This window comes from Jatrophihabitans sp. YIM 134969, assembly GCF_054456675.1.
In genome coordinates this window covers 24,890-49,080 of sequence record NZ_JBTJEQ010000006.1, presented here as the reverse complement: position 1 = coordinate 49,080, position 24,191 = coordinate 24,890, and the positions used below count along the sequence as shown (strand labels likewise).

The 24,191-nt window shown below is 72.5% G+C and carries 21 protein-coding genes; 10 read left to right on the top strand and 11 right to left on the bottom strand.

The window, feature by feature from the left end; translation table 11 throughout:
- Nucleotide 1: 1 nt before the first annotated feature.
- Complete coding sequence (locus tag ACXR2U_RS05145) at nucleotides 2–1,075, bottom strand: cellulase family glycosylhydrolase (RefSeq protein WP_458823859.1); 1,074 nt, start codon at nucleotides 1,073–1,075, stop codon at nucleotides 2–4.
- 234 nt (nucleotides 1,076–1,309) lie between these two features.
- Here ACXR2U_RS05145 and ACXR2U_RS05140 point away from each other — a divergent pair, with 234 nt between their 5' ends.
- Entirely contained in the window at nucleotides 1,310–1,744 is a 435-nt protein-coding gene (locus ACXR2U_RS05140) for a VOC family protein (protein WP_458823858.1), read from the top strand.
- A 4-nt stretch (nucleotides 1,745–1,748) separates the two neighbouring features.
- On the opposite strand, the gene ACXR2U_RS05135 is transcribed toward ACXR2U_RS05140, so the two are convergent.
- Genes ACXR2U_RS05135 through ACXR2U_RS05125 form a run of 3 tightly spaced genes read right to left on the bottom strand, consistent with a single transcriptional unit; the run spans nucleotide 1,749 to nucleotide 7,577 of the window.
- Nucleotides 1,749–2,234, bottom strand: coding sequence for a hypothetical protein (locus ACXR2U_RS05135; protein WP_458823857.1), 486 nt, complete (start codon nucleotides 2,232–2,234; stop codon nucleotides 1,749–1,751).
- A gap of 16 nt (nucleotides 2,235–2,250) precedes the next feature.
- Nucleotides 2,251–4,932 carry an AAA family ATPase gene (locus ACXR2U_RS05130; protein ID WP_458823856.1) on the bottom strand — a complete coding sequence of 894 codons (2,682 nt, stop codon included), beginning with the start codon at nucleotides 4,930–4,932 and terminating at the stop codon, nucleotides 2,251–2,253.
- A gap of 44 nt (nucleotides 4,933–4,976) precedes the next feature.
- Nucleotides 4,977–7,577, bottom strand: coding sequence for a glucosidase family protein (locus tag ACXR2U_RS05125; protein ID WP_458823855.1), 2,601 nt, complete (start codon nucleotides 7,575–7,577; stop codon nucleotides 4,977–4,979).
- Between the two features lie 87 nt (nucleotides 7,578–7,664).
- Between ACXR2U_RS05125 and ACXR2U_RS05120 the strand changes: the two genes are divergently transcribed.
- From ACXR2U_RS05120 to ACXR2U_RS05110, 3 genes are all read left to right on the top strand, one after another.
- A complete protein-coding gene (locus ACXR2U_RS05120; RefSeq protein WP_458823854.1) occupies nucleotides 7,665–8,054 on the top strand; it encodes a YchJ family protein in 390 nt (129 codons plus the stop codon).
- A gap of 68 nt (nucleotides 8,055–8,122) precedes the next feature.
- Nucleotides 8,123–8,602 carry a GNAT family N-acetyltransferase gene (locus ACXR2U_RS05115; RefSeq protein WP_458823853.1) on the top strand — a complete coding sequence of 160 codons (480 nt, stop codon included), beginning with the start codon at nucleotides 8,123–8,125 and terminating at the stop codon, nucleotides 8,600–8,602.
- On the top strand, nucleotides 8,599–11,106 hold the full coding sequence (locus tag ACXR2U_RS05110) for a DEAD/DEAH box helicase (RefSeq protein ID WP_458823852.1): 2,508 nt from the start codon (nucleotides 8,599–8,601) through the stop codon (nucleotides 11,104–11,106). The genes ACXR2U_RS05115 and ACXR2U_RS05110 overlap by 4 nt, the downstream gene beginning before the upstream one ends.
- Before the next feature lie 3 nt (nucleotides 11,107–11,109).
- On the opposite strand, the gene ACXR2U_RS05105 is transcribed toward ACXR2U_RS05110, so the two are convergent.
- Nucleotides 11,110–11,415: an STAS domain-containing protein gene (locus ACXR2U_RS05105; RefSeq protein ID WP_458823851.1), complete on the bottom strand. Its 306-nt coding sequence runs from the start codon at nucleotides 11,413–11,415 to the stop codon at nucleotides 11,110–11,112.
- A 112-nt stretch (nucleotides 11,416–11,527) separates the two neighbouring features.
- Between ACXR2U_RS05105 and ACXR2U_RS05100 the strand changes: the two genes are divergently transcribed.
- Genes ACXR2U_RS05100 through ACXR2U_RS05080 form a run of 5 tightly spaced genes read left to right on the top strand, consistent with a single transcriptional unit; the run spans nucleotide 11,528 to nucleotide 15,977 of the window.
- Nucleotides 11,528–12,427 carry an STAS domain-containing protein gene (locus ACXR2U_RS05100; RefSeq protein ID WP_458823850.1) on the top strand — a complete coding sequence of 300 codons (900 nt, stop codon included), beginning with the start codon at nucleotides 11,528–11,530 and terminating at the stop codon, nucleotides 12,425–12,427.
- Between the two features lies 1 nt (nucleotide 12,428).
- Nucleotides 12,429–12,797: an STAS domain-containing protein gene (locus ACXR2U_RS05095; protein ID WP_458823849.1), complete on the top strand. Its 369-nt coding sequence runs from the start codon at nucleotides 12,429–12,431 to the stop codon at nucleotides 12,795–12,797.
- Nucleotides 12,794–13,237 (top strand): ATP-binding protein, encoded by a 444-nt coding sequence (locus tag ACXR2U_RS05090; RefSeq protein WP_458823848.1) that lies wholly within the window; start codon nucleotides 12,794–12,796, stop codon nucleotides 13,235–13,237. Before ACXR2U_RS05095 ends, ACXR2U_RS05090 begins: the two co-directional genes overlap by 4 nt.
- Before the next feature lie 8 nt (nucleotides 13,238–13,245).
- Nucleotides 13,246–14,295, top strand: coding sequence for a SpoIIE family protein phosphatase (locus tag ACXR2U_RS05085; protein ID WP_458823847.1), 1,050 nt, complete (start codon nucleotides 13,246–13,248; stop codon nucleotides 14,293–14,295).
- On the top strand, nucleotides 14,292–15,977 hold the full coding sequence (locus ACXR2U_RS05080; protein WP_458823846.1) for an ATP-binding SpoIIE family protein phosphatase: 1,686 nt from the start codon (nucleotides 14,292–14,294) through the stop codon (nucleotides 15,975–15,977). The genes ACXR2U_RS05085 and ACXR2U_RS05080 overlap by 4 nt, the downstream gene beginning before the upstream one ends.
- A gap of 36 nt (nucleotides 15,978–16,013) precedes the next feature.
- On the opposite strand, the gene ACXR2U_RS05075 is transcribed toward ACXR2U_RS05080, so the two are convergent.
- Nucleotides 16,014–17,516, bottom strand: a complete 1,503-nt coding sequence (locus ACXR2U_RS05075) for an MFS transporter (protein WP_458823845.1) — start codon at nucleotides 17,514–17,516, stop codon at nucleotides 16,014–16,016.
- Between the two features lie 105 nt (nucleotides 17,517–17,621).
- Between ACXR2U_RS05075 and ACXR2U_RS05070 the strand changes: the two genes are divergently transcribed.
- A complete protein-coding gene (locus ACXR2U_RS05070; protein ID WP_458823844.1) occupies nucleotides 17,622–18,248 on the top strand; it encodes a TetR/AcrR family transcriptional regulator in 627 nt (208 codons plus the stop codon).
- Between the two features lie 353 nt (nucleotides 18,249–18,601).
- On the opposite strand, the gene ccsB is transcribed toward ACXR2U_RS05070, so the two are convergent.
- From ccsB to ACXR2U_RS05045, 5 genes are all read right to left on the bottom strand, one after another.
- Nucleotides 18,602–19,648: a c-type cytochrome biogenesis protein CcsB gene (ccsB, locus tag ACXR2U_RS05065; RefSeq protein WP_458823843.1), complete on the bottom strand. Its 1,047-nt coding sequence runs from the start codon at nucleotides 19,646–19,648 to the stop codon at nucleotides 18,602–18,604.
- A 7-nt stretch (nucleotides 19,649–19,655) separates the two neighbouring features.
- Entirely contained in the window at nucleotides 19,656–21,275 is a 1,620-nt protein-coding gene (gene resB, locus ACXR2U_RS05060) for a cytochrome c biogenesis protein ResB (RefSeq protein ID WP_458823842.1), read from the bottom strand.
- Nucleotides 21,272–22,072: a cytochrome c biogenesis CcdA family protein gene (locus tag ACXR2U_RS05055; RefSeq protein ID WP_458823841.1), complete on the bottom strand. Its 801-nt coding sequence runs from the start codon at nucleotides 22,070–22,072 to the stop codon at nucleotides 21,272–21,274. The genes resB and ACXR2U_RS05055 overlap by 4 nt, the downstream gene beginning before the upstream one ends.
- 2 nt (nucleotides 22,073–22,074) lie before the next feature.
- Nucleotides 22,075–22,674: a TlpA family protein disulfide reductase gene (locus ACXR2U_RS05050; protein ID WP_458823840.1), complete on the bottom strand. Its 600-nt coding sequence runs from the start codon at nucleotides 22,672–22,674 to the stop codon at nucleotides 22,075–22,077.
- 98 nt (nucleotides 22,675–22,772) lie between these two features.
- Nucleotides 22,773–24,098 (bottom strand): lipase family protein, encoded by a 1,326-nt coding sequence (locus tag ACXR2U_RS05045; protein WP_458823839.1) that lies wholly within the window; start codon nucleotides 24,096–24,098, stop codon nucleotides 22,773–22,775.
- Nucleotides 24,099–24,191: the final 93 nt, after the last annotated feature.

Genomic DNA, 24,191 nt, shown 5'->3' with positions numbered 1-24,191 from the left:
GTCAGCGGGCCCGCAGTTCGGCGTTCGCCTGGCGCAACGCGCCGTACGCGGGCTTCGGCCGGCCGCTCAGGTCCAGCACGCCGAACCCGTTCTCGTAGACGCTGCTGTCGTCGCGGTCGCGGGTGGTGAACCAGAACGCGTGCGTCACCTGCGGGTAGCGCCGCGCGATCATCCGCACCGACTGCAACAGGTACTGCGCCTGGACGGCCGGGGTCACGCCGTCGTAGGGCGTCCCCGGCGTCCGACCGGTCGTCCACCCGAACTCGGTGAACCAGATCGGGGTCCCGCCGTGCCCGCGCTCCGCGAGGAACGCGACGAGGGCCGGCACGTTCGTGATCCGGTAGGGGTTCGTCCACCCGGGCGTCGCGGGCGTGGACGGTGCCGCGGCCGCCGGGGTCAGGTAGGGGTGCACGGCCAGGGCGTCCACCCACCGCGCCGCGCCGCGGTCGTACAACGCGCGGATCCACGTGAGGTCGATGCCCGACAACCCGCCGTTGAGGACCTTCGCTGCCGGGTCGCCGGCCCGCACGCCGAGGGAACCCGCGCGGAGGACCGGCAGGTAGGCGTCCGGGTCCCCGTGCGGGCAACCCCCGATGCAGTCGGGCTCGTTCCAGATCTCCCACGCCTGCACCGCCCCGCGGTACCGGGTCGCGAGCGTGCGGGCGATCCGTCGGAACTGGGCCGGATCGGTCGGGTAGCCGCCCGCGGTGTGGTCGCGCGTCGCCCAGGCCGGGCCGCACGTCAGGGTGAGCAGCAGCCGTAGGCCGCGCGCGCGGGCGTCACGCACCGTGGTGTCGAGCCGGTCGAGGTACCAGGCCGAGGTCACACCCGGCCCCTGCTCCTCGAGCGAGCACCACCCGACGTCGACCCGCAGCCAGGTCGTCCCCGAGGCCACGACGGCGTCCATGAGCGCGGTGTGGGTGTCCCAGTCCCGCCACATCGAGAACAGCTGCAACCCGAGCTTCAGCGATGAACCGTTGCGCTGTGCAGCACTGCTCCCGGTGTCGGCCGCGGGCCACGCCGCGGCCGACCTGGAACCCGGACCGGCGACCAGGCCGGCCGCTAGCAGCACCATGAGCGCCAGGAGGCGGGTGGCCCGCAGGGCACGTCCGACGGGAACGGGGGGTGGTCGCACGGCTCCGCCATCTGAGGTCGTCCACGTGGTCTGCCCCCGCACGGCCACGAACCGGACCAGTACGTCACGCCGGACCGAACGTGTCAAATCAACGTGAGGCGCGACCGGTTCCCTCGACGACGGGTGACCCTCCCGACGGTGTCAGGGCGCTCCGGCGCGGGGTACCTCCTCGGTATGCCAATCATCGACAGCACGGGCTACGCCCACGTCCGCATCACCGTCACCGACATCGGCAGGAGCAAGGCCTTCTACGACGACGTGTTCGGGTGGCCGACAGCGGTCGACAACTCCGCGAACGTCGACCAGCCCGGCGTGAAGGAGTCGCCGAGCGAGTTCTTCGGTGGCTGCGTCTACCAGACGCCGACGGGGACGTTGTTCGGGTTGCGACCCGTCGCACCGAGCGGCCAGCGTTTCGACTCCGAGCACACGGGGCTGGACCACGTCAGCTTCTCGGTCGCGTCCCGGGACGACCTCGCCGCCGCGCGCGACGCGTTCGAGGCCAAGGGGATCCCCCACGGCGAGATCATCGATCTCACCGACTCGGGGCTCGCCATCCTCTCGTTCAGCGACCCCGACGGCGTGCACCTGGAGCTCACCGCCCAGCTCTGACGAGCTACCGCTGCCGGGGTGGTTCCTGGGCCTCGGCTCGCTCCCGCTCCTTCTCACCGTCGGTGCGCTCGGTCTTCTCGGCCTCGCGGTCGGCCTCGACCGCGTCGTCGCCGAACGCCTCGCGGACCAGTTCCTCGTCGTGGGCGTCGGAACGGTCGACGATGTCGAGGTCGAGCGCCTTGGCGACCAGGTCCTCCACGGCCTCGGCCTCGGCGCGGGTGAGGTCGTGGGTCATGACCTGGATCCGCACCCGCTTGTACTTCTTGTAGACCGTCACCGACACGGCGATCGGTCGGCCGGGCTGCCCGCCCCCGGCGACCGGCGGGCACGCCACCTGCGCGTCGAACCGGGCGACCGACGCGGAGTCGACGACCCGTTCCGGCGGTCCGACGGTGACGCGCGAGAGCCGCTCCTCCATCTGGTCCAGCACGAGGGTGGTGACGGCGCCCGCGAGCATCGCGAACACCGCCAGGCAGAAGATGCACGGCACGGGGCGACTCCGTCTGCTAGAGGTACTGGCCGGTCTGGGCGGGCGGGAGGTCACGCTCGTCGGGCGCCCGCTCGTCGTCCGCCGCGGTGACGGGCCGGTCGGCGAACGCGGCCGCGAAGTCGGCCGGGCGCACGGCCGGGGCGCCGGGCGTTCCCTCCTGGGCTCCGAGCATGGCGTGCACGGCGGCCTGCTGACACAACGCCTCGAGGTCGGCACCGGCGAGGCCGTCGGCGGTGTCGGCCACGGCCGCGAGATCGACGTCCTGCAACGGCATCCGCGCGCAGAACAGCTCCAGCATCGCCAGACGCTGTTCGACGTCCGGCAGCGGGATCTCGATGGTGCGTGACAGCCGACCACCGCGTCGCAACGCCGGGTCGATGATGTCCGGTCGGTTCGTCGCGGCGAGCACGAACACGCCCCGGGCCTCGCTCACGCCGTCGATCTCGGTGAGCAACTGGTTGAGCAGTCGGTCGCTGAAGGTCCCCCCGGCGTCGCCGCGGACGGCGGCGATGGCGTCGACCTCGTCGAGGAACACGATGGACGGAGCGTTGTCGCGCGCCCGCGCGAACAACCGTTGCACGTTGCCCTCGGACTCCCCCACCCACTTGCTGACCAGGTCCGCTGCCGACATCGGGTAGAAGGAACACCCGGCCTGAGCGGCGAAGACCCGCGCGATGGTGGTCTTGCCGGTGCCGGGCGGCCCGGTGAGCAGCAGCCCGCTCGGCGCCGAGATGCCGTAGGCGCGCGGCAGATCCGGGTCGGCGACCAGCGCCTGCACCTGCCGCAGTTCGGCCTTGGTCCTGTCGGCCAGGACGAGCCGGTCCCAGGTCCAGTCCTCGACCGTCGGGCGGTCGCGGCCACCGAGACCGTCGAGTGCGGCCCGCAGGTCGGTCTGCTCGATCGGCACGGTCCGGCCGGTGTCGGTGGCGCGACGGAACGCCATGAGCGAGGCGGATTCCACGATCCGACCGATGGTCGCGGGCGTGCGACCCTCGGTGCGGTCGGCGAGGGCGTCGAGGTCGACGTCGGGGGCGACGGGACGTCCGTCCAACTGCGCCGCGAGGATGGCCCGCCGCGCGGGGCGGTCGGGCAGGTCGACACGGATGTGCCGGTCGAAGCGGCCGGGCCGGACCACGGCGGGGTCGAGCCGGTCGAGCAGGTTGGTCGCCGCGACGATCACCAGCTCGCGCACGCCGCGCCACTTCTCCAGCGACTGCAGCAGTTGGTTGACGACCCGCTTGCTCTCCTCGCTGATGCCTTCGTCGCGGCGTTCGGCGACGGCGTCGAACTCGTCGAAGAACACCAGGCACGGGACGTTGCGCGCGGCCGCGGCGAAGACCGCTTCGATGTTCGCCGCCGACTCCCCGACGTACTTGCTGACCAGGTCCGAGGTGGAGACCTGCAGGAAGTTCAGGCCGAACTCGCCCGCCGTCGCCTTGGCGACGAACGTCTTTCCGACGCCCGCCGGCCCGTGCAGCAGCATGCCGTTGAACCGGATCCGGTAGGCGTCGGCCTCGTCGGTGAACGCCAGGAGGCGGCCGAAGGTGTCGCCCAGTTCCTCCTTCAGCGCGTCCATGCCGCCGACGGCCGTGAAGTCGGGCAGGCGCCCGGCGGGCGTCACCCGGAACCGCTCGGGCGCACGCTTCGCGCCACCTGCGGGTGCCTGGGTGACCGCGGGCGTCGGTCCGGCCCCGGTCGCGGGGGCGGTGGGGTACGGCGTCGCGGGTCCGGCGGGATACGGCGTCGCGGGGCCGGCGGGATACGGCGTCGCGGGGCCGGCCGCGTACGGCGTCGGGTAACCGGGCGGAGCCGCGGGGTAGCCCGCGTACGCCCCGGCCGCGACGGGGTACCCGGGTGCGGCGGGAACCGGACCGCGACGGTCGGGCGTGCCGAAGCCCGGCGGCCTGAGCAGGATCAGCCCGCCGAGGAAGCCGAACAGCACCGCAGCCGCGTAGTACCAGCCGACCACGGCGCTCAGCCGGTCACCGGTGCCCCGGATGGCGAAGTACGACGCCCAGAAGGCGAACCACCCGAAGCCGAACTCGAACAGCAGCCGCAGTCGCCGGGCGCCACTCTCACCCCGCCGGAACGGCAGCGTGAACGGCAGGACCTGCAGGACACCGAGCACGCCGTTCACCGCCGGTGTCTGCCACCAGCGCGCCGGCTGCGGCGCTCCGGGCCGGGGGCGGCGGTAGTAGAGGAAGTACAGGACCAGCACGACCACCACGGCCGCGCCGCCGAGGCCCAGCTCGAGCGGCGTCTTCACCAGCCCGATCCACCGCCAGGCGCCGCCCGCCTTGGCCACCGCGTCGGACGCCACCCGGCCCCGCGCGTCGACCACCGCGGCGTGCCAGACCGCGCCGTCGCGCGCCTTGACCTGGTAGCAGCCGTAGTAGCCACGGCCGTCGACCGTTCCCGCGACCAGCTGCGAGCGGTACTGCGAGCCCTCGCTGTACCCGCCCACCTCGCGGCAGTCCTGCTCGACCTCGCTGAGCGGGTAGGTCGGGTCGAGCGGTTGCGTGGCCTGCGGTTGCCCGTAGGCGAGTGGCCCGCCCTCGCTCCACCCCTTGTTGGCGTAGACCAGCGGGCCGAACACCGCGTAGCTCACGACGATCAGCCCGGCCACGAGCAGGAACACGGCCTGCTTGCGGGCCGGTCGCATCCGTGGTCGCGCGGCGGACGGAGCGGGCGCGGTCACGCGAGGAGGTTATCGGCGCGCACCCGGGTGCGCCGTGTGGACGATCAGGCGTACCGCACGACCAGGGCGCGGGTCGCGCCCGACCCGGTGACGGCCACCCGCACCTCGACGCCACGCGCGGTGCGCACGGTGGTCGTGGCCACGGACCGACCGTCGAGCGTCGCGCCCGTGGCCTTCGCGCCGGTGGGCAGCACCACCCCGAGGGTGAGGGCACCGGTGGTGCCGTGCCGGGTGACGGTCGTGCTCAGGGCGCCACCCCCGCGCCGCGCGGTCACGTCGAGCGACCCCGAGCCCACGACGACGTTCGAGCCCGACACCACGTTCTGGCCGTCCGGCACCTGCGGGACGACGGTCACCGTGCGGCGGCCCAGGTCCGGCGCGACCCCGAGCTCGAAGTGCACGACCGGCCACAGGATGCCGTACGTACCCCACGCCTGCAGGCCCATCGAGCGCGAGTAGTACGGCTGGTCGATGTTGGCGGTGAAGTCCGGCGACGGCGCGATCTCCGGCATCAGGCCGGGCGCCTCCCACACCGACGGGTCGAGCTGCACCCGCGCGATGTCGTCGGTGTAGCGCTGCATCTGGTCCTCACCCATCCGGCCGAACGCCCCCTCGGCCACCGCGGCGATCGAGGTGGTCAGGGTGAAGACCTGCCGGATGCTGCCGAGGGTGGAGGTCACGCCGTCACAGGTCGGGCCCGGGTTGCCGGCCGCGACCGTGGTGGCCCCGGTTCCGGTGTGGAACAGGCCGTTGCGGCCGGTGTAGCAGGGACCTTCGTGCTGGGTCGCCGTGGTGGCGGCGTGCGACGGGTCCGCGACCGGGCGGGCGGGCTGAGTCGCCGTGGCGGGCAGTTCCGCCTCCAGCGGCACGAGCCCGATCCAGTGCCGCTGGAACACCTGGGTGTTGTCCGGGTTCTCCAACGAGTCGGCGTAGCTGCGGGCGGAACCGCCCACCCACCACGTCTTCTCGAAGCGGCGCTGCAGGTCGTCGGCATTCGAGGTCGCCCAGGTGACGGTCGCGACGTCGTTCTTGCTCGCCGCCATGTCGGCGAGGTCGCGCAGACCGCGGATCGTGTACGCGGCGACGTCGAGCTTCTCCTCGCCCATGCCCTGCAACTCGACGTTGCCGGCGCCCTCGGGCCAGCCGTCACCGTCGGCGTCGAGCGTGGTGAGCGCGTACCGCAGGTTGCGCCTGGTGAAGTCGTACATCTCGTCGCGGAAGGCGTTGTCGCCGGTCCAGCGCCAGACCAGGGCCACCGTGCTCGGGAACTTCACCGTCTCGTCGGTGTTGCCCGGATCGGAGTTCGCGCCGTAGTAGACGCTGCCGTCGGGGACGACCTCGTGCACGACCTTGCCGCTGCCGCGGTTCACGACCTCGCTGACGTCACGCAGGGTCCGCAGGTGCGCCTCGATGGCGTCGAACTGCCCGGACGCCACCAACGCATAGGCCGTGTACTCGCCGTCGGTCCCGAAGATCCACGGGTAGTCCGGCCAGCCGGCGCCCGTCCAGTCGGCGCTCGCGAGCGTGCCGACCGGAGCGGGGTAGCGGGTGCCGGCGTTGGTGACGCGCAGCTGGAGGTCCTTCGCCACCTGGCGCGAGTCGAGCAGGTTCTGCTTGCTCCAGGCGACCGAGTCCTGCAGCTGCCGGTCGCCCGGGAGGTCCACGACCGTTTGCTTTCCCATGGCCCGCCGCTCGGCGACCTTCGCGTTCAGCAGCCGCGCCGGGGTCGCCAGCGCGAGACGCTGCTGGGCGAGGGCTTCGTCGAGGGACTTGTCCGACCCCGCGACGCTGAACCACACGGTCCTGGTGCCCGCCGGCACCGCCACGCGGTACCGCAGCTGCCCGCCGGTGCCCTTGCCGTAGGCGGTGTCGTCGCACGTCGTGGGCGGGGTCGGGGTGTCGGGCCCGGACGCCGGGCAGATGACGGCCGGGTCCTGCGGGCCGCGGTGGTCCGGACCGAGGGACGACCCGGTGGGCGTCAACGTCGAACCGACGACGGCGGACCACGTGTGCCGGGTCGAGTTCGGCACCGGCGGCGTGCCGCGGTCGGTGAAGACCAGGTTGTCGCCGCTGACCCGACCGGTGTCCTGCAGGTTGGCCGCCACCTGGTTCGGCGAGGTCTCGCCCCACGGGTAGGCGCTCATGAGCTCGGAGTGGGCGTCGACGGCGAGGTCGACCGTGCGGGCCGTCGTCGAGGTCAGGGTGAGGCCGACGAGCCCCGCCCGCAGACCGTCGGGCGCGACGTCGGTGCGGCTGATCCGCACACCGGCCGTCGTCCCCAGGTCCGTGCGGGTGTAGCCCCAGCCCTGCGTGAACCTCGTGCCCTTCAGCCACGTGCCGTTGACGCTGAACCACATGCCGTCGAGCAACTTGATCGGCATCGACCAGAAGCCGCCCATCTCGCCGCGGGTGTGGAACCCGGTGGCGGGGTAGGTGCCGTCCTCGGCGCCGACGGCCCAGAACCGGGTGCCGATGGTGAACGAGCGGCGGTCGGCGAGGCGAGTGCTGGTGCTGAGTTCGGGGCTGCGCGCGAGCGCGGCGTCGATCGCGGCGGCGGGCGCGGCCGTGGCGGGCACGACGGCGGCCAGCACCGGCACCCCCAGCGCCGCCGCGAGGAACAGGGGGAGAACGTGACGACGGCGCACGGGACGGCCTCTCGACGGTGAGGGCAGGAGAACGACTCTTTACCCGCTTCGCGGCCCTGATCAACACCACTCGTACCGTGGTCCGCCGTGCGGTGTCCCTGCGGTCTCGACGCTCCCCTCGAGCAGTGCTGCGGCCGCTACCTCGGCCGCGAGGGCGTCGCCGCGCCCACCGCCGAACGGTTGATGCGGTCGCGCTACTCCGCGTTCGCGCTCGGCGACCTCGACCACGTGCAGCGCACCTGGCACCGCTCGACGCGCCCGATCGCCCTCAAGGACGACCCCACCACGCTCTGGACCGGGCTGGAGGTCCTCGACAGCACCGCGGGCGGCATGTTCGACCCCGAGGGCACGGTCACCTTCCGCGCCCACTTCCGCCGCGTCGGCGCGAAGGGTCGCACCGGGCCCGCGGACTCCCTCCACGAGCGCAGCCGGTTCGTCCGGGAGGACGGCCGGTGGTGGTACGTCGCGCCGCTCTGAGTGCGTGCGGGAGTGCCTTCGCGAGCGCCGTGGCGAGTGCCGCCGCGAGCGCCCGGCACACTGGCCGGGTGGTGACGGTGAGGCGGGCGACGGCGGACGACGTCGACGCCGTGCGCGCGGTGGGGCACGCGACCTGGCCCTCGACGTACGGGCCGATCCGCGGTGAGCAGTACGTGCGCGACGGACTGGAGCGGTGGTGGTCGGCCGAGGCCGTCCGTCGGGGCATCGAGGGCGGGGCGACCACCACCTACGTCGCCGAGGACGCGACGGGCACGGTGGTCGCGTGCGCCGTGGTGGGTGAGCGCGACGGCAACCCGTTCGTCTGGAAGCTCTACGTCGTGCCGACCGCGCAGCGCACGGGTGCCGGGCGGGCGCTCCTGGACGCGGTGATCGCCGACCTCCCGGACGACGCCGCGGCCGTGCAACTCGACCACGCGGAGGGCAACGACCGGGCCCACGCGTTCTACACGGCGAGGGGTTTCGTCGAGACCCACCGCCACGGCCCCGAGGGTGACCGCGAGGTCCGGATGGCCCGGTTGCTGCGATGACCACGACCGCCACGCTCGCCCCGATCCCCGGAGCCGACGCCGACGCCGTCTACGACGCGTTCGCCGCCTGGGCCGACGGCCGTGGACTGACGCTCTACCCGGCGCAGGAGGAAGCGGTCCTCGAGTGGGTCTCCGGGAACAACGTCATCCTGGCGACGCCCACCGGATCGGGGAAGTCGCTCGTGGCCACCGCCGCGCACTTCGCTGCACTGAGCAACGGTCTGCGCAGCTTCTACACCGCACCGATCAAGGCGCTGGTGAGCGAGAAGTTCTTCGCGCTGATCGAGGTCTTCGGCGCCGAGAACGTCGGGATGATGACCGGCGACGCCACGGTCAACGGCAGCGCGCCGATCATCTGCTGCACCGCGGAGATCCTCGCCAACCTCGCGCTGCGACAGGGCGCGGACAGCGACGCCCGCGTGGTGGTCATGGACGAGTTCCACTTCTACGCCGACCCCGACCGCGGCTGGGCCTGGCAGGTGCCGCTGCTGCAGCTGCCGAAGGCCCAGTTCCTACTGATGTCCGCGACGCTCGGCGACGTCGACTTCTTCGCCGACGACCTCACCCGCCGCACCGGCCGCGAGACCGCGGTGGTGACGAGCGTGGAACGCCCGGTGCCCCTGCACTTCCGGTACGCCACCACCCCGTTGCACGAGACCGTCTCCGAGCTGTTGGAGACCCGCGAGGCGCCGATCTACATCGTGCACTTCACGCAGGCCGCGGCGCTCGAACAGGCGCAGGCCCTCACCAGCCTGAAGGTCGCCACCCGCGAGGAACGCGACCGGATCGCCGACGCCATCGGCGGATTCCGGTTCAACAGCGGGTTCGGGAAGGTGCTCTCGCGGGTGGTCCGGCACGGCATCGGCATCCACCACGCCGGGATGCTCCCCCGCTACCGACGCCTGGTCGAGCAGCTGGCGCAGCAGGGGCTGCTGAAGGTCATCTGCGGCACCGACACCCTCGGCGTCGGCATCAACGTCCCCATCCGCACGGTGGTCTTCGCGGCGCTGTCGAAGTACGACGGCACCCGTCAGCGCCAGCTGCAGGTCCGCGAGTTCCACCAGATCGCGGGCCGCGCCGGCCGGGCCGGGTTCGACACCGCCGGCACGGTCGTGGTGCAGGCGCCGGAGCACGAGGTGGAGAACGAACGCCTGTTGAAGCGAGCCGGGGACGACGAGAAGAAGAAGAAACGCATCGTCCGCAAGAAGGCACCGGAGGGTTTCGTCAACTGGGGCAAGGCTTCCGCTGAGCGGCTCGAACGCAGCGCTCCCGAGGCGCTGACCTCGCGGTTCGCCGTGACGCACGGGATGGTGCTCAACGTCGTCGCCCGCCCCGGCGACCCGTGCGCGGCCATGCGCGACCTGCTCACCGACAACCACGAACCGCCGGCGGCCCGCCGCCGCCACGTCCACGAGGCCATCCAGATCTACCGCTCGCTGCTCGCGGCCGACGTCCTGGAACGGCTGGAGACCCCCGACGAGCGAGGGCGCACGGTCCGCCTGACCGTCGACCTGCCGTTGCACTTCGCGCTGAACCGGCCCCTGTCGACGTTCGCCTTGGCCGCCGTGGAGATCCTCGACCCGGAGTCCGAGACGTTCGCCCTCGACGTCGTGAGTGTCGTCGAGGCCACCCTCGACGATCCCCGCCAGGTCCTGCAGGCGCAGCTCAAGATGGCGCGCGGCGAGGCGGTCGCCGCGATGAAGGCCGACGGCATCGAGTACGAGGAACGGATGGAGCTGCTGACCGACGTCACCTACCCGCAGCCGCTCGCCGAACTGCTCGAGGGCGCGTACTCCGCCTACGCCAAGGGACATCCGTGGCTGCTCGACCACCCGCTCGCCCCGAAGTCGGTGGTGCGGGACATGTGGGAACGCGCCATGTCGTTCGGCGAGTACGTGAGTTTCTACGGTCTGGTCCGTTCCGAGGGCGCCGTGCTGCGCTACCTGTCCGACGCCTACCGGGCGCTGCGCGGCGGCATCCCCGCCTCGGCCCGCACCGAGGCGGTCGAGGAGATCGTCGACTGGCTCGGTGAACTGGTCCACCAGGTCGACTCCAGCCTGCTCGAGGAGTGGGAGGCGCTGACCGATCCCGACGACGACGCCCCGGTGTCGGCGCGCCCGGCCGTCACCCCCACGCGGGCGTTGTCGGCCAACCCGCGGGTGTTGCGCACGATGGTCCGCAACGCGCTGTTCCGCCGGGTGGAGTTCGCCGCGCTGCGCCGCGTCGTCGACCTGGAGTTGCTCGACCCGGGCATCGACTGGCAGCACGCGCTCGACGACTACTACGACGAGTACGACGTCATCGGCACCGGCCCCGACGCCCGCGGCCCGGCGCTGCTCCACATCGCCGTCGAGCCCGACCGGTGGCTGGTCCGGCAGGTGTTCGACGACCCCGAGGGCGACCACGACTGGGGGATCGCCGCCGAGGTGGACATCGCGGCGACCGACGAGGAGGGCGGGCTGGTGCTGCGCGTGACGGAGGTCGGCCCGCTCACGGGCCGGTGAGGATCAGCGGATCTGGAACAGGTCGACGAGCGACGTGATCTCCATGAGCTTGCGCACCTGCCGGCTCACGCCCGTCAGCGCCAACTCCACGCCGGCCTCGGTGGCCTGCTCGCTCGCCTCGACCAGGATGGTGAGGCCCGCCGAGTCGGTGAAGGTGAGCCCGCCGAGGTCGATCACGACCGTGCTGAACTCGCCTGAGGCGAAACGCGACGAGAGGATGTCGCGGAAGGGAGGGACCGTGGCCATGTCGAGCTCGCCGCGCAGGCGCAGGACCAACGTCGCGCCGTCGACCTCCTCGACCACCTCCACGGGCACAGCGTCTCACACGGAGCGGGTCCGGCGCCGGTCTGCGTGGGAACCGCCGCTCATCCGGGTACGGATACGCTGCCCCCCGCCCGTTCCCACCCCCGAGAGGCCACTCATGACCACTGCCGGTGACATGGTGAGCGAGGGTGATCGCGCCCGTTGGTTCGTCGGTCTCCTGGACCGCCGCGGTGACGAGGTCCTCGCCGCGTGGAACCGGCTGCAGGTGGAAGGGTCGGCCACCCGCGGCTCCGTCGGCGACACCCGGGAGCTCGGGTCGCGCAGCGAGGCCGTCCTGAGCGCACTGCGCTCGGCGGTCCAGACGTCCGGCCGGATCGACGAACCCAGCGGGCCGGAGTTCGAGACGCTGCGCCGCATCGTCGAGCAACGGGCGGTCCAAGGCGCTCGTGACGGGCTGTCCCCCACCGAGGTGGCCCACGGCGTGCTCGCCCTCCGCGAGGCCCTGTTCTCGGTGCTGCAGACCGAGCACGAGGACGAGTCGGTCACCCTCACGGTCGCCGCGACCATCTCCGGACGCGTCGTCGACTCCCTCGCGCTGCTGACGTTCGAGTTCTACGTGCGGGCCCGCGAGGAGGTCATCGCCCGGCAGAGTCACGAGTTGCTCGACCTGTCCACGCCGGTCGTCCAGCTCTGGGACGGCGTGCTCGCCGTCCCGCTGGTCGGCACCCTCGACTCGGCCCGCGCCCAGGTCGTCATGGAGACGCTCTTGGAGGCGATCGTCCGGGAGCGGGCGGAGGTCGCCATCCTCGACATCACCGGTGTGCCGACCGTCGACACCCAGGTCGCCCAGCACCTGCTCAAGACCGTCACCGCAACCCGGCTCATGGGCGCCGACTGCATCATCAGCGGCATCGGCCCGCAGACCGCCCAGACCATCGTCCAGCTGGGCATCCAGCTCCAGGACATCACCACCCGTGCGACCCTCGCCGACGCCCTCGCCACCGCGATCTCGCGACTGAGCCCGGCGCACGAGACCGTGACGCTCCCGGGAGCCTGACGTGTCCGGTGTGCCGATGGTCCAGATCGGCCGGGTGCTCGTCGCGACCCTCGGCGACGAGCTCGACGACTCCGCCGCCCTGGCCTTCCAGGACGACATCGGACACCGGGTGGTCGCCGACCGGGCGACGGGCGTGCTCCTCGACATCTCCTCCCTCGAGGTCGTCGACTCGTTCATCTGCCGCGTACTCGGTGACACCGCCACGATCGTGTCGATCCTCGGCGCCCGCGTGGCCCTGGTCGGCATGCGACCGGCGGTCGCCATCACCCTCGTCGAACTCGGCCTGCCCCTGGCGGGTGTCACGACCGCGCGCGACCTCGAGCACGGTCTGCGGGCCGTGACGGCGCCACCGACACACCGCGCGCGATGACCCCGGACGCGCCGGCACGCGTCGACGCCGGCGGGACGCGAGTCGAGGTCCACCGCGCCGATGACGTCGTGCGGGCCCGCCACCTCGTGCGGGAACTCGCGACCGGGACCGGGTTCGACCTGGTCACCCAGACCAAGCTGGTCACCGCGGTCAGCGAACTGGCGCGGAACGCCGTCATCCACGGCGGTGGCGGAACGGTGTCGGTCGAGGTCGTGAACACGGACGCGGTACCGCGGCGCACCGGGATCGTGGTCGTCGTCGCCGACGACGGCCCCGGCATCACCGACCTGGACCAGGCGATGACCGGCGGGTGGAGCAGCGGCACGGGGTTGGGGCTGGGTCTGCCCGGGTCGCAGCGGCTGGTGCACGACTTCACGATCGAGTCCACCCCGGGACGCGGCACGCGGGTCCGGATCGCGGTCTGGCGGCGGTCGCGGTGAACCCGTCCGTGCGCGCTCCGAGCCGTCACCCCGTCGAGGACGCGTCGCAGGTCCGCGCGGCCGTCGACGACGCCACCGCGGCCGCCCGCGACGCCGGGTTCGGACCCGCGGCCGTCGACCGCATCACGTTGGTCGTGAAGGAACTGGCCGAGAACCTGCACCGCCACGCGGTCGGCGGCGAACTGCTCGTGCTGCCGCCGGTGGCTGCCGACAACGCACTGGTCGTGGTCGCGGTCGACCGGGGCCCGGGCGTCGACGGCTTCGAGCGGTGCTTCACCGACGGCTACTCGACCGTCGGCACGATGGGCGTCGGGCTCGGCACCGTCCGACGCCTCGCCGACCGCGTCGACGCCGTCAGCGAACCCGGCCGGGGCACGGTGGTGGCGGCGAGCTTCCGCACCGGCGCCGGCGGGCGGTCCGCTTCGTCGGGAGATGTGGGCGAGGGGCCGTCCCGGGTGTTCGACGTCGCCGGGGTGGGCTTCGCCCTCGACGACGGACTGCCGAACGGCGACCAGTGGTCGGCCCTGCACCGCGGCGCACGGCTCATCGTCGTGGTGGCGGACGGGCTGGGTCACGGACCGGACGCCGCGGCAGCGGGCGCGGCCGTGGTCGACGCCGTGCCGAGCGTCGCCGACCGGCCGCCCGCGGAGATGTTCGCGGGACTGGCGGAGGCCGCCGCCCACACCCGGGGCGCGGCCGCGACGGTCGCGACCCTGACGACGGTCGACGTCCTCGAGGGAGGCGCGGTGGAGAGCGCGGGACTGGGCAACGTGGCGCTGGTGGTCGTGGCACCGGACGGCAGCACGCACCGGGGCATCTCCGTCCCCGGGACGGTCGGACGCTCGGCACCCGCGGCCCGGTCAGGGGCGACCGCGTTCCCACCCGGCGGCACCCTGGTCCTGCACACCGACGGGCTCACCACCCGGTGGGACCTCCTCGGCCGCGCGCCCGTGCTGCGGCACGACGCGGCGGTGGTGGCGGCCGTGCTGTGGCGGGACTTCGGGCGCGGGACGGACGACAGCTGCGTGGTCGTCGTCCGCGCCGGAGCGGGCGCGTGACGGCGCCCGAGCCGTTCGTGCTCCTCCAGCTCACCCTGGCGCAGACCGACGACGCCACGGTGCTGCGGCACCACGCCCGCGACGCCGCGCTGGGCCTCGAACTCGGTGACGCCGACGCGACCCGGGTCGCCACGGCCGTCTCGGAGATCGGGCGGTTCGGTGACCACGCCGTCACCACCGTCACCGTCGCGACCCTCGACGCGGACGGCACGACCGTCCTGCAGATCACCGTCGGCTTCGACGACCCCGGGTGGCGGGAGCGGCCGGGGGTCGAGCGGACGTTGTCGGCCGTCACCCGGCTGCTCGACACCTTGCACGCCGACGACGACGGCGTGGTGGTGACCAAGCGGGCCGCGCGCCGGTTCGACACCCTCGAGCTGACCGCGTTGCGTCACCGGCTGCTGCGCCACCGCCCGGGCGATCTCGGGGCGGTGCTGCAGAGCCAGAACGCGGAACTGCTGCAGGTGCTGGCTCGACTGCGCGACCGCGAGGCCGAACTCGTGCGGGTCAACGGCGAGCTGGAGCAGACCAACCGTGGGGTGGTCGCGCTGTACGCCGAGTTGGAGCAGCGGGCGGCGGAGATCCGGACCGCGCAGCGCGGGGTGTTCGTCGAGTTGGAACGGGCGTTGCGGCCGCTGCCGTTGCTGGTGCCGGGCATCGCGCTCGACGTGCGCTACCTGCCGGCGCAGGTCAACTCCCCCACCGGCGGCGACCTCTACGACTGGTACGTGCTGCCCGACGGTTCGGTGCACGTCGCGGTCGTGGACGTCATGGGGCACGGGGTCGAGAGCACCCGCGACGCCCTGCGGGTGACCCACACGCTGCGCACGTTGGTGCAGGAGGGGTACGCGCTCGACACGCTGCTGCACCGTGCCGACGAACTCCTGCAGCTGCCCGGGCATCCGTTGCACGCGACATCGGTCGTGGTCCGGCTCGATCCGGGCGGGCGGCTCGAGGTGGCCGGGGCGGGCCACCCGCCGGTGCTGCTGCTGACCGCCGACGGCTCGGTGCGCTACCTGGAGGCCCGTGGACGACCGTTGGGCTACCCGGAGGCCGGCAGCGTCGAGACCACGGTGGTCCAGCTCGCCGCCGGCGACGGCGTGCTGCTCTACACCGACGGCCTGGTCGAGGCCCGGCACGACATCGTCGAGGGGATGTCGACGCTCGAGACGGCCGCGGTCAAGGCCGGGGCGATGGCGTTGCCGCAGCTGCTCGACACCGTGGTGGCGGCATGCCTGCAGGGCGCGACCATGCGTGACGACACCCTGCTGCTCGGGGTGCGGTGGCACCGGGCGGACTCACGCAGCCGCGAGGCGACCGGGGTGAGCCTGCCGATGACCCCCGAGGCGGCGTCGCTCGCCCGGCAGTACCTGCTCGAGCAGGCGGCCGACCTGTCGACCGAGACCCTCGACGACGCCCTCGTGATGATGTCCGAGGTCGTCGGGAACGCCGTGCGTCACGGGGCCGCGCCGGTCACGCTCACGCTGAGCCGGCTCGAGGGGGGACTGCGCGTCGAGGTCTACGACGCCGGGGCGCCGTTCCGCCACGACACGACCGTGGTGCCCAGCGTCGTCCCGACGTCGGGGCGTGGGCTGTTCCTCGTCGCGGCGTTGTCGACCGACTGGGGCGTGGACCCCGCGGACGACGGCGGCCCCGGCAAGACGGTGTGGTTCCAGATCTGATCCACACCGTCCGGCCGGGGCCGTGACGTCACCCGGTCAGAGGCCGGCGGACTCCAGTTCCTGGACCGCCTCGGCGGGGGTCTGCGGGTCCTTGGTCACCGGCGCCGGAGCGGGCGCCTGCTTCGGGGTCCGCATGGTGACGGCGATGAGCACGCAGAGCGCGAGCAGACCGGCCGCCACCCAGAACGCGGTGTCGGCGCCGGAGGCGAACGCCTGGCTCGGGCTGCCGCCGTTGGCCGCCGCACCGAAGACCGTGACGAGCACGGCGAGACCGAGCGCGCCTCCGACCTGCTGGGTGACGTTGACCAGCCCGGACGCCGCACCGGCGTCCTCCGGCTTGACGCCGGCGAGGGCCGCGCCGGTCAGCGGCACGAACGCGGTGCCGTTGCCGAAGCCGAACAGGATCAACGGGACCAGCAGCGAGATGTAGCCGCTGTCGGGGTGCAACTGGGTCAGGCCCAGCACGCCGAGCGTGGAGAACGAGACCCCGATGACCATCGGCCACCGCGTGCCGAACCGCGGGGTCCAGACCCGGGCCGACAACTGCGAGGCGATGAAGACCATCGCGGTCAGCGGCAGGAAGGCGAGCCCCGCCATGAGCGGGCTGTAACCCAGCACGTCCTGCAGGAACTGCGTGAGGAAGAAGAAGATCCCCATCATCGCGGCGACCAGCAGCATGCGGGCGACGTAGGCGCTGACCCGCGTGCGGTCGGCGAACAGCCGCAGCGGCGTGATCGGAACGGCGACCCGGCGCTCCTGGGCGACGAACGCCCCGATCATCACGACTCCGACGACGAACGAGACGATCGTCAGCGGGTCGCTCCAGCCGTCCGAGGCGGCGTGGACGAATCCGTAGACCACGGCGGACATGCCGAGCGTCGAGGTGATCGCCCCGGGGATGTCGACGTGGCCGCGGGCGCGAACGGTCTCGGGCAGCGCCGAGGTGGCGAGCACCAGCAGGACCAGGCCGATCGGCACGTTGACGAAGAAGACCCAGCGCCAGGACAGCCACTCGACGAGCACGCCGCCCGCGATGAGGCCGAGGCCCGCACCGCCGATGGAGGCCGCGGTGTAGAGCCCGAGGGCGCGGGTGCGCTCGGCCGGGCCGGGGAAGGTCACGGTGAGCAGCGCCAGGGCCGACGGGGCGGCGAACGCGGCGCCGATGCCCTGGATGGCGCGGGCGGCGAGCAGCAGAGCGCCGTCCTGGGCGAGGCCACCGGCGGCCGAGGCGACCGTGAACAGCGCCAGGCCCGCGAGGAAGACGCGGCGGCGGCCGAACAGGTCACCGGCGCGGGCGCCGAGCAGCAGCAGGCCGCCGAAGGTCAGGCCGTAGGCGTTGACGACCCAGGACAACGAGGTCGAGGTGAAGTCCAGCTCGCGCTGCATGTCGGGCAGCGCGATGTTCACGATGCTGACGTCGAGCACGACCATGAGCTGGGCGATGAGGATGGTCCAGAGCGCGGCGGTGGGGCCGGTGGGACGGAGGCGCGCGAGCCGCGAGCCGGCGGGCCCGGCGGCTGTGACGGAGGCGTGTGGCACTGGTGCTCTCCAAGGTGGATAGTGGTGGAACCGGAGCTTGCCTCCGGAACAATACGGAGGCAGCCTCCGGTTGCGCAACCGAGTTCCTCGACCTGGGAGTGGGATGTGAGCGGGCAGACACTGCAGTCACCGCCGTCGGCCCGTCCGATGCGCGCCGACGCCCGGCGCAACTACGACGCCCTGCTCGAGGCCGCGACCGCCACGTTCGCCGAGGCCGGTGTCGAGTCGGCCGCCCTGGAGCAGATCGCCAAGCGCGCCGGCGTGGGCATCGGCACGCTGTACCGCCACTTCCCCACCCGCGACGACCTGGTGCTCGCCGTCTACGAGCGCGAGGTCTCGGACCTCTGTGACGCCGCCCCCCAGCTGATCGCCGCCCACCCGGCCGATCCGGACGTCGCGCTCGAGCAGTGGATGCAGCGCTTCGTCGCCTACGTCGCCACCAAGCGTGGGCTCGCGAGCACGCTGCACGCCCTGCGCGCGCGGGCCGACGCCGCCGACGACCACGTCTTCGCCGACCTGCAGGCCCGCATCCGGGCCTCGCTCGGCACGCTCGTCGACGCCGCCTCCGCCAGCGGCCGCATCCGGCCGGGGGTCGACCACATCGACCTCATGCGCGCCGTCGGCGGGGTCTGCATGGCCACCGACGACGACGGCTGGCAGGACCGCACCCAGCGCATCATCGGCCTGCTGCTCGACGGCCTGAAGTACGGCGCCCCGAACCCCCGTCCCTGACCCCCTCTCATGGAGCCGGCTGCAGCTGGAGCTGCAACCTTCGACCACTCCGTGCGGGATCAGCAGTCGCAGGACGCATCCCGCGGAAATGCCTGAACCACGTTCACGTGAACGCGGCAGAGGGCGTCCTCTCGCACGCGGGCCGACCGTGGGGGGTCGTGGCCGGCGCGTACACCTCGGCCGTGGGCCGTCGTCATGGTCGGACGAAGCGCCGCTGCTCCTGTGGGAGTCGTTCGTCAGCGGTCCGCACAGCCCACCCCGTCGACGGAGGTGTCGGCACACATCAAGGACGCCGGCGCGCGCCGGTTCTCGTCCTCAGCGGCAGGGGCGAGATCGCAGCCCGGTGATGCCCGTCAGTTGAGGCCGGCGTAGCTGTGCAGCCCGGCGATCACGATGTTCACGACGAAGAAGTTGAACGTCATGGCGCCGAAGCCGAGCAGGTTGATCCAGGCGGCGGTGCGGCCACGCCAGCCAGCGGTGGCGCGGGCGTGCAGGTAGGCGGCGTAGACGACCCACGCGATGAACGCCCAGGTCTCCTTCGGGTCCCAGCCCCAGTACCGGCCCCACGCGGCCTCGGCCCAGATCGCGCCGGCGATGACGCCGAACGTGTAGAGCGGGAAGGCGAACGCGACGATCCGGTAGGCGACCTTGTCCAGCGTGGCCGCCGGGGGCAGCTTCGCGCCGAACCGGGACACGGCACCGAACTTCACCGGGCCGTCCGTCTGCTCGGTGGCGGCGACCTTGCGGTCCGAGCGCTGCCGCAGCAGGTAGAGGACCGTGACGACGGCCGAGGTCATCAGCAGACCCTCGGCGCAGGCCACGGACGACACGTGGATGGCCAGCCAGTACGACTGCAGCGCCGGCACGAGCGTCTGGGCGCGGGCGTAGAGGACGGTGCCCGCCAGGAACATGACGATCAGCACCGGGAACATGACGAACGCGCCCAGGTAACGGATCTGCGGCGCCTTGATCAGCGTCCCGAGGAACGCCGCCACCGCGAGCAGCGCGACCACCGACGAGAACTCGTACATGTTGCCCCACGGCACCCGGTCGACCGACCAGCCGCGGGTGACGACCGACGCGAGGTGGATCAGCGCGCCGACCGTCAGCAGGATGACGCCGATGCGTCCGATCCGGTCGCCGTTCGCGCGCCGTTCGGACGACGTGTCGACGACCCGGGCCGCGGGGACCGACGGGGTGGACCCACCGGTCGTGCCGCCCGCTCCGACCGCCACCGGCACCTTGGCCACGGCGGGCGCGGTGACGGCCGTCCGGGCGACCCGACCGCGACGCCCGAAGGCGTACTCGGCCGTGAAGGCCACCATCGTCAGTGCGTAGGTCGCCGTCGTCGCCTTGAACAGGTCGTCGGAGACGTGCGCGAGGGTCTCGCTCACCGCCATCGGGTGCTCAACTCCTACCGCTCGTGGCGTCGACGAGATCGTCGTCGCGTTCGGGGCCAGCGTCGTCTCCGGGGGGACCGAGGTCGGTCCGGAGCGTCTCGACGAGGTGCTGGAACTCCTCGCCGAAGTTGCCCGAGTCGCTGCGGGCGAGACCGCCCACGGTCACCAGGGTAGGTCCGTCCGCGCTCGGCGCCACACGCACCCAGACCCGGCGTCGCCGCACCGCGAGCGACCCGATGAGCCCGACGACCATGGCGACGGCCGCGACCAGCAGCCAGCCCTGGGTCGGGTCGTGGGAGACCTGCAGGGCGACCCACTGCTTGTAGCCGTCGAAGCGCACGGTCACGCCGTTCGGCAACGACGACGTCTGCCCGACGCGCAGGTTGGCCGCGCCGATCTTCTTCATGTCCGTCGTGTCGATCGAGTACACCGACCGGGCCTGACCGTCGCGGCCGCCGAGGTCGCCCTGGAACACGAAGATGCCGAGTACCGGGTCCTGCGCCTGCGGCGCCACCGAGGTGTAGACGCCGGGCGAGCTCTCCACCGGCGTCGGTGCGAACAGCCCCTGGATGCCGATGTCCGTGCGCGGGGCGCTGCTGCCGATGTCGTGCTTGTCGGCGAGCGCGAACACCCCCTCGGACAGGTAGGTCGCGTTGTCCTGCGGGATGAACGGCGACGGCTGGTCCTGGTACGTGCGCCCGCTCGGCAGGGTCACGGTGACCACCGGGGTGTAGCCGTGCGAGATCAGGTAGAGCCGGTCACCGCCGAGCCGCAACGGGTGGTTGACCCGCAGGGTGTCCTGGCGCGACGGCCCGTCGGAGCCGTCGGCCTCGACCGAGTTGTAGGTGATCCTCGAGGCGAAGTCGGTGGGCTCGCCGGTGTCGAGGTACTTGGCCGTGAAGTCGTCGACCTGCACGCAGAACGGCGCCGGCGCGATCCCGCCGTCCGCGGCGATCCGACCGGGGCGCCAGTTGTCGAACACGGTGGCGCTGTTGCAGAAGGAGTCGCCCTCGGTGACCAGGATCGACCCCTCGTAGTGGAACAGCCGACCGACCGCGATGAGCACCAACGCCACGAGCAACGCGACGTGGAAGACGATGTTGCCCGACTCGCGGCTGTAGCCCTTCTCCGCACTGACCGCGACGACGCCGCCCTTCTCCTCGCGTACGACCGCGCGCCACCGGCGGCCGAGCGACTTGCGGGCCAGCGCGGCGACCGCGGTGGTGTCGGTGCCCGCGGCGGGGAACGACGCGTGCTCCGGCAGCCGGCCGAGGTGCTTGGGCGCGGGCAAGGGCTTGGTGCGCAGGGCCTTGACGTGCACCCGGATGCGCGGGACGAGGCAGCCGATGAGCGAGACGAACAGCAGCAGGTAGATCGCGGCGAACCAGACCGACCCGAAGACGTCGAAGAAACCGAGGGTGTCGAGGAACCGGCCCCAACCACCGTGGCTGGCGAGGTAGCTGTCGACGTTGCCCGGGTTCAGCGGGCGCTGCGGCAGCAGCGAGCCCGGGACCGAGGCGATGGCGAGCAGGAACAGCAGCACCAGGGCGGTGCGCATGCTGATCAGCTTGCGCCAGCCCTTGCGGGTCCAGAAGGTGAGCCGCCGGACCGGGTACGGGATGTTCACAGGGCGATCCCGTCGGTACCGAACTCGCCCTGCAGCCAGCGCACCATCGAGTCCCACGCGCCGGTGACGAGCAGGACGCCGATCACCACGAGCAGCCCACCGCCGATCCGCGACACGACCCCGACGTGGCGGCGCAGGAACGCGACGGCGCCGGCCGCCCACCCGACGCCGAGGGCGATGAGCAGGAACGGCACGCCGAGACCGATGCAGTACGCCGCGGCGAGGATCGCCCCACGACCGGCGCTCGACTCACTGACCGACAGGCTGACGACGACGGTGAGGGTCGGGGTCAGGCACGGCGTCCACCCCAACCCGAACGTTGCACCCAGCAACGGTGCGCCGAGCAGTCCCGCCCGCGGAAGGCGGTGGATCTTCAGTTCACGCTGCAACGGTCGGAACGCACCGAGGAAGACCAGGCCCAGCACGATCGTGATGACGCCCGCGATGCGCTGCAGCATCAGCTGGTGCTCGAGGATCAGGCTGCCGAGCTGACCGAACAACGCCCCCAGGGCGACGAAGACGACCGTGAACCCCAGCACGAACAGCCCGGCCCCGGCGGCCATCCGCCGCAGCGGCACCCGCGTCTCGGTGAGCACGGCCGTGCCACCCGAGGTCGTCGTGGTCTGCGGGCGGTTCTCCCCGGACAACGACGTGACGTAGGACAGGTAGCCCGGGACGAGCGGCAGCACACACGGCGACAGGAACCCGACGATCCCCACGAGGACGCTGACCCCGACGGCCAGCAGCAGGGGGCCGTCCTGGACGACACCACCGAAGTCAGCGGCCGCGGAGGTCACGATCAGCTCTCGGCGACCAGGGTGGCGATCGCGGGCTTGAGCTGCGAGGGCTGGACGATGCCGACGTAGGCCGCCGCGACCCGGCCCTGCTTGTCGATGAGGACGGTGTTGGGCAGGCCCGCCACCCGTAGTCCGCCCAGCTGCAGCGCGACCTTGGCCGCCTGGTCGTACACGTTCGGGTAGGTGATCTGGTTGTCCTCGACGAACGCCTGGGCGTCCGAGCGGTTGTCCTTCACGTCGAACCCGACGAACTGCACGCCCTGCGCCTTGGAGTCGAGGTAGACCTGCTGGTACTGGGGCGTCTCGACCTTGCACGGCCCGCACCACGAACCCCAGAGGTTCACGACCACGACCTTGCCGGCGTCGTTCGCGAGCGAGTAGGTGCCCTTCCCGTCGAGCAGTTCGCCGGTGACCGCACCGGGCTTCTTGCGGTCCGACTCCGGGATCACCTCACCCTTGGAGGTGGCGTTGTTGAAGCGGTACTCGGTGTTCGGGATCGGGTCGACCGCGTCCTTGCTCGCGGAGCAGCCGGTGCCCACGAGCAGCACCGCGCCCAGCGCCGCGGCGAGACCGGCGCGCGCCCGGGTTCCGAACGTGTTCATCCCGTCCAGTGTGCACCGTGGCGTGGGCCACGCACCCCCCGCCCGTGCTGCTGTGCGGGCGCTGGGCAGCGGCCCGGCGCGACGTGATGCGCGGGGTGTCAGGGCAGGCTCGGCACCGCCGCGCAGTTCGACGTGATGGGCCGGCCGAGCAGGCGGTCCACCACCCACTGCTGCGCGGCCGGCGCGTCGCTCAGCGCCGGCGCGAGGTGGTTCACGCCGGTACCGAACGTCGGGACGTACTGCCGGATCGGCGCGTACGTGACGTCGGCGCCGCGCGAGCACCAGTCGGCGGCCAACTGCTTGCCCTGCGCGTGCGACACGAAGTCGTCGAGCGTCCCGGTCGACACCCGGACCGGGACGGCCGGGGCGATGCGTCCGATGCGCTGGGCGTCGACCACGGCCTTCGCCACCGGGTTGGCCGCGATGACCTGGGAGAGCGACTGCCCCGAGGTCGTCCACTCCGAGGTCGAGTGGAAGGCGTACCGCAGGATCGCGTCGGGCGTGCACGCCTGCTGCAGGTCGGTGAGCACGGCTCGGCCGGCGGCCGACACGTTGGCGGCGAGGACCGGGCGCAGCCGCGGGTACGCCTGGGCGAACCCGTTGACGGCCCAGCCGATGGCGCCGACCAGCGCCGTCCCGTCGATGCCCTTCAGCACGACGGACAAGTCCGCGGGCGGGGCGCCGGCGTAGCTGCCGACCAGCGGGAGTTCGGGCGCGTACGAGCGCTGCAGTTCGGCGGCCGCGGCCGACGCACCGCCGCCCTGGGAGTAGCCGTACGTGGCGACCTTGCTCGCCGCGGTGAGCGACGTCCCGGGGAGGTTCCGTGCGGCCCGGGCGGCGTCGAGGACCGCGCGACCCTCGTCGACCCGGTTGACGTAGGTGTGGAGCCGGTCGGTGGTGCCGAGGCCCACGTAGTCGGTGACGACGACGGCCACCCCGCGGCTGAGCAGCGCGTAGATCGAGGGGATCTCGTAGCTGACCTGCACGGTGCTCGGCGTGATCGTGACCGGGTGGGTGAGGCCGTACGAGGGCGAGCACTGGTCCCCCTGGCCCTGCGTGCCCTCGGCGACGCTGACCAGCGGCCGGGCGCCGCCCGCGGCCCACGGCACGGTCGGCTCGAGGTACGTGCCCGTGACGGCCACCGCGTGGCCCGTCGAGTCGGTCGACTTGTACATCAGCAGCGTGGCCCGGGCCGGCAGCGGACCGGACATGCCCGGCAGTTGCAGCGACACCGCGAGGGTGGTCGGTCGGCTGCGGATGATCGCGCCGTCGGCGCTCGGCAGCCGGGTGGGCGGGTCGTAGAACGCGGGGATGGTCACCCCGCCGGAGACCTCGGCGGACGCGGCGGGCGCGAGGGCCACCGCCGTCACGGACGCGAGCGCGGCCGCGGCGAGCGCGGCGGTGATCGTGCGGAACCGGGTCATCGTCGACCTCCGTCGGGAACCGGAGGCGGGCCAGGAACTTGTGCGTTACCCCCGGTACCAGTGACCCTGGCACCGGGGGTCTCGACGCGCAAC